At 43.1% G+C, this 13,951-nt stretch carries 11 protein-coding genes and 1 pseudogene; 1 reads left to right on the top strand and 11 read right to left on the bottom strand.

Annotated elements, in window-relative coordinates; genetic code table 11:
• Positions 1-30 precede the first annotated feature (30 nt).
• The 11 genes and pseudogenes from MKZ16_RS03695 to MKZ16_RS03645 form a co-directional block, all read right to left on the bottom strand.
• A pseudogene (locus MKZ16_RS03695) lies at positions 31-1,013 on the bottom strand (iron ABC transporter permease).
• Positions 1,013-1,972 (bottom strand): iron ABC transporter permease, encoded by a 960-nt coding sequence (locus MKZ16_RS03690; RefSeq protein ID WP_081393341.1) that lies wholly within the window; start codon positions 1,970-1,972, stop codon positions 1,013-1,015. The pseudogene MKZ16_RS03695 and the gene MKZ16_RS03690 overlap by 1 nt, the downstream one beginning before the upstream one ends.
• 147 nt (positions 1,973-2,119) lie before the next feature.
• Positions 2,120-2,941: an alpha/beta hydrolase-fold protein gene (locus MKZ16_RS03685; protein ID WP_076104118.1), complete on the bottom strand. Its 822-nt coding sequence runs from the start codon at positions 2,939-2,941 to the stop codon at positions 2,120-2,122.
• Positions 2,938-3,954 (bottom strand): ABC transporter substrate-binding protein, encoded by a 1,017-nt coding sequence (locus tag MKZ16_RS03680; RefSeq protein WP_076104119.1) that lies wholly within the window; start codon positions 3,952-3,954, stop codon positions 2,938-2,940. The genes MKZ16_RS03685 and MKZ16_RS03680 overlap by 4 nt, the downstream gene beginning before the upstream one ends.
• Before the next feature lie 112 nt (positions 3,955-4,066).
• The gene (locus MKZ16_RS03675) at positions 4,067-5,179 is read right to left on the bottom strand and encodes a helix-turn-helix domain-containing protein (RefSeq protein ID WP_076104120.1); all 1,113 of its coding nucleotides are present in this window, start codon (positions 5,177-5,179) and stop codon (positions 4,067-4,069) included.
• A 213-nt stretch (positions 5,180-5,392) separates the two neighbouring features.
• Positions 5,393-6,250 carry a hypothetical protein gene (locus MKZ16_RS03670; RefSeq protein WP_076104121.1) on the bottom strand — a complete coding sequence of 286 codons (858 nt, stop codon included), beginning with the start codon at positions 6,248-6,250 and terminating at the stop codon, positions 5,393-5,395.
• A complete protein-coding gene (locus MKZ16_RS03665; RefSeq protein WP_081393336.1) occupies positions 6,243-6,821 on the bottom strand; it encodes a sigma-70 family RNA polymerase sigma factor in 579 nt (192 codons plus the stop codon). The genes MKZ16_RS03670 and MKZ16_RS03665 overlap by 8 nt, the downstream gene beginning before the upstream one ends.
• 675 nt (positions 6,822-7,496) lie before the next feature.
• A complete protein-coding gene (locus MKZ16_RS03660) occupies positions 7,497-9,911 on the bottom strand; it encodes a restriction endonuclease-like protein (protein ID WP_076104122.1) in 2,415 nt (804 codons plus the stop codon).
• Positions 9,883-12,132 carry a DUF3578 domain-containing protein gene (locus MKZ16_RS03655; RefSeq protein WP_076104123.1) on the bottom strand — a complete coding sequence of 750 codons (2,250 nt, stop codon included), beginning with the start codon at positions 12,130-12,132 and terminating at the stop codon, positions 9,883-9,885. The genes MKZ16_RS03660 and MKZ16_RS03655 overlap by 29 nt, the downstream gene beginning before the upstream one ends.
• Before the next feature lie 17 nt (positions 12,133-12,149).
• Positions 12,150-12,845, bottom strand: a complete 696-nt coding sequence (locus tag MKZ16_RS03650; RefSeq protein WP_060626961.1) for a nuclease-related domain-containing protein — start codon at positions 12,843-12,845, stop codon at positions 12,150-12,152.
• A 145-nt stretch (positions 12,846-12,990) separates the two neighbouring features.
• Entirely contained in the window at positions 12,991-13,488 is a 498-nt protein-coding gene (locus MKZ16_RS03645; RefSeq protein ID WP_076104124.1) for a hypothetical protein, read from the bottom strand.
• Between the two features lie 151 nt (positions 13,489-13,639).
• Here MKZ16_RS03645 and MKZ16_RS03640 point away from each other — a divergent pair, with 151 nt between their 5' ends.
• On the top strand, positions 13,640-13,885 hold the full coding sequence (locus MKZ16_RS03640; protein ID WP_060626959.1) for a helix-turn-helix transcriptional regulator: 246 nt from the start codon (positions 13,640-13,642) through the stop codon (positions 13,883-13,885).
• The last annotated feature ends 66 nt before the right edge of the window (positions 13,886-13,951 follow it).

Below are 13,951 nucleotides of genomic sequence, written 5' to 3'. Positions count from 1 at the left end.
ATCCAGCACCAATCGCAAAGTTTTTTTCAATTATTCACTTTTAATCAATAAATATAAAAAGTATGGAGCACCGATTAAAGCCACGATCACTCCTGCTGGTATTTCAGTATTGGCTACCACCATTTTACCAAGCGCATCTGCAATAACAACTAATCCGCCACCGATAAACATGCGGGAATCATTATTTTATGGCCACGAAAGAGTCGTCTAACTAAATGTGGAACTACTAGTCCTACAAATCCAATACTCCCACTAACAGCAACCGCTGGTGCCGCCAATAAGACACTACACACTAAAAACCAAACACGATATTTATTTAGAGATACCCCTAAACTAATGACTACAGGATCGTTAAGCCTTAGTACATCCAATATAAGATGATTCCGAATTAATAAAGGCACAATAAGAAGTAACCAAGGCAGCATAGCATACACGTGACTCCAATTACTATTCCCTATGTTCCCTGCCAGCCACACCTTAATCATCTGATATTGCGAAGGATCTAGTACGAAGGTTAACACAATCATAAATGCACTAATCGCAGCCGCAACAGCAATACCTGTATAAATTAATCGAATGGGAATAATGCCTTGATTGCGATCATAGGAAAGCATAAATAAGAGCGCCACAACGATAAATCCGCCCAATAGGGCGTACAAGGGCTGAACATAAGTATGTAAGCCGGTAGAGCTATTTTGTAACAGTAAAAATAACATCATGGATAATCCAGCACCAGCATTTATCCCCAGTATGCCCGGGTCTGCTAAAGCATTTCGGCTTATAGCTTGCAGCAGCATTCCTGCTATTGCCAACGCGCCACCTACTAGAAAACCCAAGATCATACGTGGAATACGGAACTGAAAAAGTACAAGCTCCTGCCTCGGTGTTCCCTTTCCTAATACGGTTTGCCATAACTCTTGTAAGCTTAAGCTGCTTTGACCAGTAGATACACTATATATAAAGCCTAGCAGTAAAATGATTGCTATAATTATAAACTTCCATCTTAGCTTCACTATAGTTCCCGCCTTTCTTTACGTGCCAAATACAGAAAGAACGGAACACCAATAACCGCAATTACAGCACCTACAGGGATTTCATAAGGGGCATTTACGATACGTGCCACTAAATCAGCAAGCACAACAAGGATGGCCCCCAGAACTGCGGATAATGGAATAATATAACGATAATCCACACCCACTATGTAACGTACCAAATGCGGAGCAATTAAGCCCACAAAGCTTACAGATCCGGCTAAAGCACATGAAATCCCAGCTAACATGAATGCGGCTAAAAGCGAAAGATTTTTGATAAGCTTAATATTAACGCCTAACCCTTCCGCTGTCTCATCCCCTACAGATAGTATAGTAATCGACTTTGAAATTACGATGGCAAGTAATAGCGCAAGAAGCATCCAAGGCAACATTTGCTGTAGATGGGCCATGTTAATGCCACTTAAACCTCCTCCATACCAAAAAGCCACCTGCTGAGCCACTGAAAAAAAGATACTTATTCCTTCACTTAGGGCAGTTAGCATAGCAGAGATGGCAGCACCCGCCAGTACAAGCCGAATAGGCGTCATGCCTCGTTTACTTAATAGGCCAACACTAAAAACTAAACCCGCTCCTAATCCCGCACCTAGAATACAGAGCCAAAGTGTACCTGTAAATGTAAGCGTCGGCAGGAAAACCATAGCAATGACTAACGTGACCCCGGCCCCAGCATTTAACCCAAGAATCCCCGAATCGGCTAAAGGATTGCGACTAATCCCTTGAATAATTGCTCCACTTACTGCAAATCCAGCGCCCGTTGCCATAGCGGCAAGTTCCCGGGGCAAACGAATGGATTGGATCACCTGGTGAGTAGAAGCCTTATCATCAAAAGCGATGATCGACATGAATACATCTGCGAAGGGTATTTTTTTCGCGCCAAGGGCCATAGCAAGCACTAATACGCCTATTAATAGGAGGAGCATGAAGATTAGCAATATTAAAAAGGAGAACTTTTTTTCTCCTGCTAGTGATGATTTCTGAACATTTGCGGCCAATGTTTCCAACCCTTTTCCTTCACTTTACAAAAAGAGCCAGCCAAGGGCCAGCTCAGATGCAAAATAATATGATTTCTAACGCAAGTCAGAGGATGTGGTAAGCAAAAATTTGACGGCCCGACTAATCGCACCGGAGATTACGCTCACATGCTCCTCTTGCTCAAGCAATGCCCAGCTTACTTCAAAGCTTGGAAGGTGTAAGGCCATCATACTGTTACATAAATCCAAGCTATCCTTGACCATATAATCCAGCTCTTCTCCACCGGCAATCATAAGCGTTTTAGGTAACTGACTTAGCGTATTACTGTGTAAATCAGCTTTAAAACTCTCATACTCCTTTAAAAGTGCGTAATCATTCCACCAGATGGAAGCACTGCTTGCAATATAATGCGAAAACAAGGTAGGTTGTGTAAATAAGGCATGCAGAACAAATAATCCGCCAAAGGAATGACCATATAATGCTTGCTTCTGCTTATTGATAACGAACCGCTGGGCAATGGCTGGCATTAACTCTTTTTCAAAAAAGGCTAGCAGCTCATCTGCCCCGCCAAATGCTGGCCAAGGCTCCCCGTTGGGACGTTTCGGTAAATTCGCAAGCTCGGCTGGCATGGTTAAATCATAGGTTCGACGCACGGTATCAAACGCCTCACCTCCAGGATAACCAATGCCAACAACAATCGCGGGTGGATAGCCTTTAGGCTTACGCGTCAGCAATCTTGTGATTTCAGCAGCGGTTTCAAAAAGCCCATTACCGTCAAGAACATAAATGACACCGTAGCCATCCTTTGCAGGCTCATCTAAAGGTTTAGCAATAAAGATTTCGTAGTCTAGATTATTAGCTTTACTCCTGATCAGCATCGTTTCATAGTTTGGTTTTACGTACGGTTTGATAATCATGGCAGCAGGAACGCTACAATATCGTCCATCGTTTTTTGATAAGCAATTAATCCACTGGATCTCCAGTGATCGCCATCCACCTCGAACACTTTACCTGCTTGAACTGCCGGCAGCGCCTTCCATAAAGGACTAGCTTTAATGTCTGCCAGGAAGGCATCTCCCAGACCATCATTATCGTTAATAAAGATATAATCCGCGTCTAAATCAGACAGCATCTCCAGCGAAATATCAGCGGACATTTCACCTTCTACAAGAGCACTTTGAGCAAAGCCTAGCTCACTCAGCACATAACCCCCGTAATGGAAGTTGCCCACTAAAAAGATCGCACGGGCATTCGCATTAATATAAATTGCTTTTTTACCGGCAGATACGCTGGCTAACTGTGCTTTAGTTGCTTCCAGCTTTGTATTATAAGCAGCAATAGCTTCTGTTGCTTTATCCTCTAAACCTAGCAATTTCGCAATCGTTTCTGTCGCTTCCACTACATTGCCGAGTGCATTCTTAAACACGTAAGTTGGAGCAATTTGCGAGTAGTTTTCATAAACACCATTTTGTGCATAAAAAGCAGTGGGGAATATAATTAATTCCGGTTCCAAATCTACTACAGATTCTGGAGAGGGAACACCATTAGCGAAGCTGATTTCTTTTACACCACTTAACGTATCCTGTAGATACTGCTGCGGTCTTTCACCCGTGGACCATTGGGCTACTGGGGTTACACCAAGCGTAACTAAGTAATCCTCTAAACCAGGGGCATACACCTTTTGTACAGTCCCCGGAATATTTACTGTATTGCCTACTTGGTCAGTTACTACAAACGCTTCTCTAGCCGCTACTTCCGTTTCTTGTACAACTGGTTCATCCGTTGCAGTTGCACTCGTTTCACTGGTTGTTACTGGAGTATCTGTTGCTTGCTGATTAGCTGTATTATTGCCCCCGCAAGCTGTCAGTAGAATGGATAATAAAGCAACCATTACAACATAACTTATTGTTTTTGTATTAAACCCCTTCATGATAGACCTTCCCTCTTTCCTATATTCTCAATAATAATCATTCTCAGTATTGAGTGTATAAGAGATAGGACGCATTGACCATGTAACATCTTATGATTAGACATGTACATTTTCAAGGTATCATCATTACTGCAACTTCCTCTAGCATTCGTTTTAAAGCCACAGGAGAGTATTCAAACCAAGGATCGGAGTGAATAACATAGATTTGTCCCTGTTCGATAGCCTCTAACTGTCTGAATCCAGCGTCTCTCTGCAAATGATGCCATGTTGCGCGGGACTCATCATCGGGGCATATAATCGTAAATAGCTTATCTACCTTCAATCTACTTAACTCTTCAAAAGTAATCTCGGCATTATATAGACCAGGCTGCTCATAACTAGATTCTGCACCCAAATCCTGAAATAAAAGATGTTGAATACCTGTATTACAATAAGCAAAGATTTGCTGCTGATAGATACGTATAACTAGAACTCTGGGTGGTTTAGTGGCCCAGTCTAACCTGCGCCGAACGTCTTCCAATCTTGCCCTATACTGAGTGATCCACTGTTTCGCTTCTTCTTGTTTATTTAATCGGGCAGCAAGTTCAGTTAAGGCTACTAAACAATCTTGCTTATCATCCAGCCAATAGATTGGAAAATGATCCTCTATCTGTTTTACCAGCTCTGACGACAAATCTTTTGGAGAAATAAGAAGATCAATTGGCAAATGCAATAGCTCATTTGGGCTGCAATAATTTTTATTTTGCGTCAAGGTTACCTTATGCTCGATTTCTTGCGCCCACAAATTATAGTAGTACGGTGTCCACTTTGCACTTAAAGGTGCAGCAAACGGGATGATTCCTGCCGCATGTAGATACCCCATCATATTCCCAGTTACAACACCGATATTTGATTTTTGCTGGCTGGAATACATCGTTGGGGATATCCCTTCGACCTTTTTGAACACTCGGCTAAAATAAAACTCATCACTATATCCAACAGCCTCTGCTATAAATTTTAAGCGAACATCTTCCTTTTGCAATAATTGTTTAGCCTTTTGAATCCGCAGCTGGGTAACATACTCCATTGGACTTTGTATATATTCCTGTTTAAACGCCGAGGAAAAATAACTGGAGCTAAGACCAGAAAGATTAGCTAAATGTGCTAAAGACAGGTGCTTCGTGAAATTCTCTTCTATATATTTTCTAACCTCAGTTAAATCCGTCTTTTGCGATTGTTTTTGCATTCTGTCACCTCTTTACTGCTTATATAAATACACTTAACTCTTTATTCATTCATTAATTGATAATCATTATCAATTATACTTTTGTTTTTGGGGGGTGGCAATGGTTGGGGAATGTTCTATAAAAGTGTGCTCAAAAAAGAAGACGCTCAGGGGACTAATCCCCTCGCGTCTTCTGTGTGTAACTATAGGCTGCTGCTGCCCGGAGTAAGTCTTTTATTCCGAATCTACAGCCGGAGCCGGAGCCGGAGCTGCAACCGCTGCTCCATTCTTTTGCAAGTTCTCCTTCACTTGACCTTGCTCTAAAGGCTGAACAGGCGCACCAATGTTAAAACTATCAATGATTTTCCCTAGTGTAGCTTGGTCAAAATCTACTTGGGAATACAACTCTACTGTATAGCCATCCTCTTCCCATATCACAATTCCATTTGCATAATAAACCTTAGTCCCGTTAATTACTTCTGTCTTCACTTCTTCCGTAGTGCTGATCCCATTGTCCCCGCCCTTGGAGACTAGAAAATTCACAGCATTCTCACCGGAATTATACTGCACTTCAACCATGCTGGTCCCCTGAAGAACACAATTCACAAACTCATAGTCTCCCATCCAATCGGGTGCCGGGAAGTTCATGCCAAGTGCTGCACGTGCTTCATCTAGGCTCAACTTAGCTGCAACCGGCAATTCAATGACCGCATTCTCCCCGCCTTGGGCATCTTCAGATGGAGTCATTGACTGTGCAGCCGATGGGATTTCCTTATCGTATTGTGTGATTTCGAGATTTCCCACTTCAAACTTTGCCATGATCGACTGGAACATATCCTGTGCATAGGAGGTTGCAGAGAATGCTCCACCCAGACAAATTACTGCACTGCCAATCACTATTGCATTTCTCCAGCTGCTTTTTTTCATCGTTATCCCGTCCTTTATCTCTGATTGGGGGTTAAGTGCCCCATGGTCCAATTTGTATATCAAGCGGTTATAGATTCTTTCTTTGGCGGTAGTGCTGCCCTGTTCGGCATTCTCAAGCAGTTCTATGGTTTTGCTGAATTTGGTGAGATCATCTTTCTTATTCATTTTTGAACCCTCCTGCCTTTAAGGAAATATGCAGTTTTTTCAAGCTTCTATATACTACGACACCGATATTGGACTCACTAACTCCCATGATCTGTGCAATTTCGGAATTTTTCAGCCCAGCCCCATATTTCATTGCAATGATATTTCGTTCCTTCTCACGCAGCTTGGAGAGCGCCTTGAACAGTGCTTGATTATTATCCTCACGGATCGCCAGCTCCTCAGGAGACGGCTTGGGAAATATAAGTTCCAGCAACGAATCCAGTGAGGTATAGCTTCTTTTCTTCTGCGCCCGAAAATAATCCGTTACAGCGTTTCTTACAATGGCAAACAGCCACACCTCAAAATTGGATTTTTCTTGTGAAAAACTATAATACTTACACATCACAGTCTCAAACACCTGACTGCATATGTCCTCTGCCGTGTGGTGGTTATTAATCCGATAACAGATATATTTGTAAACACGTTGGTAGTACGTATCATACATCCGGGTAAATTCCTCTTTGGACATGATAACTTCACGTGATCTTTCGGTATTCATGTAACGCTCCACTTTACCCTGGATAACCTCCATCTCCACCCTCCTTCCACCTCACCTTCATCGAAAAGCTAAACAAATTGCGCAATTTGTTGTGAAGAAACTTACATATGTTAATACGGAGAAACGAGCGGAGCATTAACAAAATGTTTTGATAATTGTGGATAGTGAGAAAATACGCGGAAGCCAGCGGCTTTTTTCAACATTCATTCAATAGAAGATACAGCAACTTCGAGCCCAATTTGTGTGATAAGGGGAATTCTATTATGAACAAGGTCAGCCGATGTTTCGGCGAGCTTATAGGCAATTGGACGAAACAATGGCGGTAAAAGAGTGTTATCCGCGAAAGCGTTGATACTAGAGTTGCGGGGTGGATATAGGGAGGTGAAAAAGGGGAGAATCTCTGCGTTACAATTAATTTCATAATTTATGTACTTCAATTGTTCAAGTGAAATTTCCTTTCATTTCATTAATAATTTCCACAGTACTAATCTTCCAATTTAATCTCTCACGAACCAAAAAAAACAATAATTCACCGGAGTATACCTCTTTTAGCACATTTTCTGAATTATACACCATCACTTCAAAACCAGAAGCTAGCACGAATAATTAAAGTATCCGCGCTAGCTACACTATAGCCAAATCCACTTTTGTATGATTCAGCTTGAGTTCGATGATGTTTTCGTTCACCTTACTTCATGTTCACTAACCTTAAATATTCCGAACTTCAACAACCTTCCCTAAGTCCACATACTGCTCATGATCCAACTTCACCTTCACTCTGCCCCTTCGGCGTTTCTCACGCCATTCACGAAGATCTCCCTCCGTTTCTAAGCGAAGCTCCGCGATTTCCAAGGCACGATCCAGAATATATTTACTCGTATAGAGCACCGTTTGTATTCTTTGACCACCTAGCATGATAGGAGACGTAATTGCTTTCCATTCCTCAACCGTAAATCGTACATACAGATCTTCTTCAGTACCCGGGCGACAAGCAACCTCTTTAATCTCATTACGCCGCAGCACCTTCCAATCCGCTACTTTCCCTACCCAGTGAATCCCCGTTTTTGCAGGATCCATGAACTTTTTACGGGATTGGCACATCGCTACGTATTCAATTTGCGTTAGTATCTTCTGATTTGCAAGATTCTTTAACGGCATATGATAAAAAGATTTCTGCAGCGCAACTTCCACTTGTTCGGGTCCCCGGACAGAACCAACAAGAACATTTTTACCCGCGAGTTGGTTGGCATAGTATTCTTTCGTGCCGCATGGACGAGTCGAGCGTTCATAAGCTTTTTCCGGACTATCCTGAATAATCTCATCCAAGAATCGCTCCACCAGGCTTGTAGAATTCGGTAGGAATGGCAAAGCGCCAATATTCAATAGCTCGATGCTCTTGTAGAATCGGTGGGTCTTATACCGATCCTCATCCGGGTAGGGGAATAACACATAGGCGCCAAACATGCTTCGCTCATACTCTCCCGATCCCTTCTCCTGATACACAATGGCATCCCGATAACGGTGCATGGTGTTGATGTCATCCTCTTCCGGTCCAGGCTGCCTATAAGTGCGGTGATAGGAAGTCCCTTCATAAGCCGGATTTAACCGATATTTCGCATCAAAAACATACTTATACTCTTTGATTTTGCCAGCATCCTTCTTCTTCAGTGTCAGCACATTATCTGGACGCTGATTGAGCGTCGGTGCCTTATCCGAGCTAGGAATCGCATTATAATACAGGATGAACTGCTCTCCATTAACTGGATTCTCGTACACCATCTTAGCGCTCTGCGAGCGGTCAAGTGTAACAAAAATACCATTCCGATTCACCTTAATAATATCCTGCTTCACCAGCTTATACTTCTGACCCAGAAGCTGATTCAACTTGAGGAAGCACCAGTATTCATAGAGCTGCGCGACATCCTTCATAGACAGGCGCAGCAGATCACCTTGGATCGACAAGCCTTTGAGCAGCATGAGATAACAGCGATAGACCTCGCGGTATCCATGGGCCATCTGCAGCACCAGTGTAACGGACATCTGCCTCAGTACTCCAACCTCACGCAAAAAATCCATCTTGAGCACCCGCTCTAGTTGAGTGAGCATGGTGTCTAACCTTTTTATAAGTAATGGATCTGGGGTTCGATTTTTAATCTTCCAGCGACCCTTTAACTCTTTCAGCTTTCCATGAATGCGTTCCAGCATCCAGCGGATGAACCGGTTTTCATTAGTATCATAGGCGAGGCGTCTTCGTGTCTCCATTAAATGTGTGGCTGTGTAATTTCGGCTGCCGATGGTCAAGAATCCATGGTTCATGTCTTCTCTTAATCGTTCGGGATGCTTCGCGAGCTCGCGGATGTTCTCTCTTCCTGCCTTTTTGACCCGATTGGCATCCACTAGTCGGCGGTCCTGAAGCAGAGCGTAATTGGGATTCTTGTTAATCCGCTCAACGGCATCCAAGAGCTGTCTAAACACATGCTGAAGTATGGTGAAAAACTCCGTCAGGCTCTGATGCTGCGTCTCCCGCAAGCCTGTTAGTTGGTAGGTTTTGCGCAAAAAATCAAAAGCCAAGTTATAAATCTGCTCATTCACTTCATTTAAAATATTCTGGTAATCCAGCTTGTAATCCATTTTAGAGGGGAAGATCTCCATCTCTACCCGCAGCAAAGCCTGTCCCGAACTGCGGATCTCCCATTCCGTCAAACCGACCTCATTCCCAAAGTTCAGCACACCCGCAAGAATAGACTCACCTAGAGGCTTAATTGCCTGCCGAAGCAGCACATTGTCATGATAAAAAGAGAGGTTAGCAGCGGTCTTCCTCTGGATCACCAGCTCATACGACTGTGTCTCATAAAAACAAGGAAAAACAGACTCCCCCGGCTGCCAGTCCACCATCCCGTGGACTTCAGGGGAAAACACTTTAATCTGAACATTACCAAGCCGTTCGGAGCAAACAAGCCCAAGCTGCGCATTCACCCACTCCTGACTAGAAGAACGATGAAGCTGCAAGGTCTCCACAGTAGGATGATATGGCCTTCCTTGAAGAAAAAGCGTAAAAAGCTCCGTTTCTACACGGAGCAATTCTACCGCCTGATTAAGAGAGCCAGTATGAGGTGAATCCATCTTCCTCTAGCCTCCTAAGCATAAAAGCCAATTTCCGTGCACTTTGTGGATGTTTGGCCGTAGGTGGAGTTTGTCCAGCAGCCCATTTCAGGTAGAGTGGAGAAGCATCATCCATAAAAGCTTGGAAGTCTACTGTAACACCAGATTCGGTACCAAGAGCCCCTTTCATCAAGTTCAACAATACCCGGCGAACCGAAGAATGGCTCCCTTGGATGCGCGGCAGTATCTTTTGCAGCAGTTGCCAGTCAAAAGCTTCTTCCTCACTCATCAGCTTATACCGCTCGTTATAGATCATATAGAAGCAAATCGCATCCCGTACCCGAAAGCCCACATGAGCATGGATGTCCTCAAGCAAAGCATTGATCTTAACCAATCTCTCTGTCGTCCGGACAACAAGCTCTTTGTTGGTATCATAGGCATCCACTAGCTGCAAATAATCGGAGCGCAGAAAAAGATGATTCAGTTCGGCAAGATCAGCGGGATCATCCGTCTCTTCCTGCTCACTCATGTCCGGGTACTGCTGCAGATTGATGTAATTGAACTCCAGTGTGTTGGCTCGGTCCAGTACCTTTTTGCTAAAGGGATGTGTCGTTTCGTCCATATTCACAGTCCCGATTAAGAACACATTCTCCGGGATACCGAGGCTGCCAAACTTCCCTTGATCCTCAGGCGTATCCAGCATGATAGAAGATATGAGATCCTGTGTCTGGATCTTCCCCTCCTGCCAGTCCTGTGTTTCCAGCACACTTAGCAGATCACTGAAATAATGCTCTACCCGCGCCAGATTCATCTCATCCATACAGATAAAATAAGGTTTATACTGATTCTCCGGTTTCCGCGCCTCTACTAATACTTCCGTGAGCGGACCCGGTTTGAACCTGCCCGAAAGATCCTTGTACCCCAACAGATCCGCAGGATCACTCCAATCTGGCCGCACTGGGATCAAGGTAAACTGGCCGTTATTCCCCGTTGCACCAAGAGCCTCTGCAAACAGCTTCACCAACCGAGTCTTCCCTGTACCCGATATCCCTGCCAGGATGACAAAAGGCTTTGTCTTTAGCGAGAGGTAAAAATTCTCGATAAGGTGCTCAGGGAAGAAGAAGCCTTTGCGGCGGATGTGGGATTGGATTTGGTGGAGGATAGAGGGGATTTCGACGTCGTTAATTGGCTCAGGTACCGATTCCATATACTCTGTCACTGGCTCTACCTCCAAGGTGCTTGCCGTTTCGTTAAGCACACGCCGTTCCACATACAAACGGTAGTTTTCCATTACATTTTGAAGATCTCTTACTAATTGTTCGTCAGACGGAACTTTTCCACGCTCATACTTCACATAGGCAATCGTCGATGCTTGATAATCGTTTCCCAGTTCTCGACCCATTAGATGAATATTTTCATCCTTATTCATGTTTTCAAGCGGTATGAACTCTCGAACTTCTTTCGTTTTTGCGCGAAGATACACGTATGCTTCTTTACGGCCTTTTTCTCTTATTGGAGCCGTCACTCCTTGAGCGAGTGTTAAATACACAGTACTCATATCTTCTGCAAAAAGATAAACGACATATTCTCCGTGTTGAATAGTTTGCGTGACACGCTTGTCCAAAATTGCTAGCCAAGGGATGGCAGCCCATCTTCCTTTTCCAATAGAACCTTCAATAATATAATAATCTTCTGATAGGAACGGCAAGGCTTTCAACTCATTAGGGATTGCCTGACGTAACAGGAAACCTAAAGGATGGCTGGCTGAGCTATCTTTTTTAGCCAGAACATACCTATCCATAATTTCGTCTAAATATTGCTTTATAGAGAATTCTTTTAATGCTGTGTTATAGTTTTCTAATTCTTGTTGTGCTAACTCTTTAAGTTCAACTAATCCTTCTTCACCTAGCTGACTAATAATAGTGCTTTGAAAACCCATTGAGTTATCTTGTGTGTTAAAGAAAATAATACTTGATAGCGCATTAACTGGACTACTAATAATATCCTTAAGTTGGCTCGGAGTAACCTCTGCCCAGCTTTCCCGTCCTGGAGGATGATCTACCCGGTTTCCTCTATCTTGCTCAGTGACGAAATAGTTAAGAAACCGTTCCTTAATGCGATCAAACGATACACGCTCCCGATGAGAGCCTCGTAGCTCTTCGATTAAAGATAGGATTAGGACCATCTTATATGATTTTTGTTTACGCTTGAAAATCTGTTTGATTGTATCTAGTAATGGCATGGAGTCCTCCAAGGTCGTTAACGATTTTTAGTATTCGAAGTAATTTTCTCTACATGAAGCTTTCGGATCGCTAGGTCTGTAATATTAGCTTGGCTCAGTTGGTCATAAATAGATTGAATTTGTATTTGTGAAAATAGTGGTTCAGGATTCTCCGCCTTTAGTCGAAGTAGTTTTCTAGAGATAAACTCACTCAACTCCACATCATAAATAACAAGCTCATCTGATTTAATTTGCCGCAGCTCTGGATCTATGCTAAAGCGGCATCTCATAGTAAATGAAATAATCGATACAGATTTCACTTTAGGAATGCCCTTAAGAAGACTTTCAACGGCCTTTATGTGTCCATAATTTTGCTTCAGCGGATTGTACATCTTGTAACGATTGCTCACCGACCATTGCTGATCCGTCCGCCCACCCTTAATTTCCCCATTGTAGTTCTTCGTTTCAATGACAAATAAGCAATACGGAGAAATAACAATATGATCAATCTGGGCATATCCTGTTCGAGACTTGGGATTAGGGAGCAGCAGATCGCTTAACGATTTACACTCCTTGGGGAGTTGATCAAGTTGAATATTGATTTTATGTTCGCCTAGCTCTCCAATTCGTGTGGAGGCAACTTTAGGCTTTGGCTTAGAAGTCTGTACCTTTTGCACCGCCAGCGGCTGCTTAGGATCTGATTTTTTGAAGAGAGACATTAGGGCTTTAAACATAGCAAAACCTCGTATCAACTGGATTTACAATATGTATGGTAATTCGACAATATGGGAATGTATCCCTTCCAAAAATAAACACAAGAAAAAAGACTGTCGTGCTGACAGCCTAAACAGGAGTATACATATGCTCTTTGATTAAGATTTACTCTGAGGGACCAGAAGGAGTAGTTAAGGCATTTGCAAGCTGCATACCGTCTTGTAGTCCTTGCAGATACAGACGTTCATTAAGAATGGATTGCTTCATTTGAAGCTTATCCTCCCAATACTCGAACTCTGGCATGCGTGCAATATCCATGGAGTCAAACAATGCCTCAAACGCCTTGCTCTCTTCTTCAAAAGCATGTCTAGACTCAGATTGATATTCTATCTGTGCAGTTACCTCATTTAATCGACCCTGAATCGTTTGTGTAAACCACGCTGGAAAGCTCACTATATCTCCCCCAAGACAGAAGTATAAACGAAAAGCCTCTGGATATTCGTTCTTCTCTTGATACATCTGGTTAATGAGTTCATCTACTTTACGACTCTGGGCTTGAACGGCTTCATTTCCACTGAGTGAAATCCCCTGCTCAAGTGATCTCTGACCAAGTTCATTCAGCTTACGTTTTTCCTCCTCATATTTCTGCGTCAGATGCTGCATTACATCCCCTCCTTCCTGGCAAAGCTATGTCTGTAGACGATGTATTGAATTTTTAATGCGTTTATCGGTTTATTTTATTTTAATTCGATATTCGCATTAAAACAACAGTTACCTCGCATACAATTTGGTTAAATTGTGAGGTGACACGGAAATGAGACATCGCAAAGAGCCCCCAGGTGACAAAAACATCATCGGGACCCGAGTTATAGCTATTCGAAAAGCTAAACGAATGAAGCAAAAGGATTTCCTTGCCAGGTTGCAAACCTTCGGTTTAGATATTAGTCCGACTAGTTTATCGAGATTGGAGGGTCAATATAGGCTTGTGCAGGACTATGAGGTGGTGGCTATTGCAAAAGCGCTGGAGGTTTCTGTTGGGGATTTGTTGGGTCAGGATTAATACATATTTATAAGTTGATTTTTTGTTTAGCTCTCCATTATTAGCTTGCTTCATCCTACAAAGGAT

The sequence above is a fragment of the Paenibacillus sp. FSL R5-0928 genome (assembly GCF_037970385.1).
Taxonomy (GTDB): Bacteria; Bacillota; Bacilli; order Paenibacillales; family Paenibacillaceae; genus Paenibacillus_AQ; species Paenibacillus_AQ odorifer.
The sequence above is the reverse complement of the archived record's forward strand: the minus strand, read 5'-3'. Positions and strand labels throughout refer to the sequence as shown.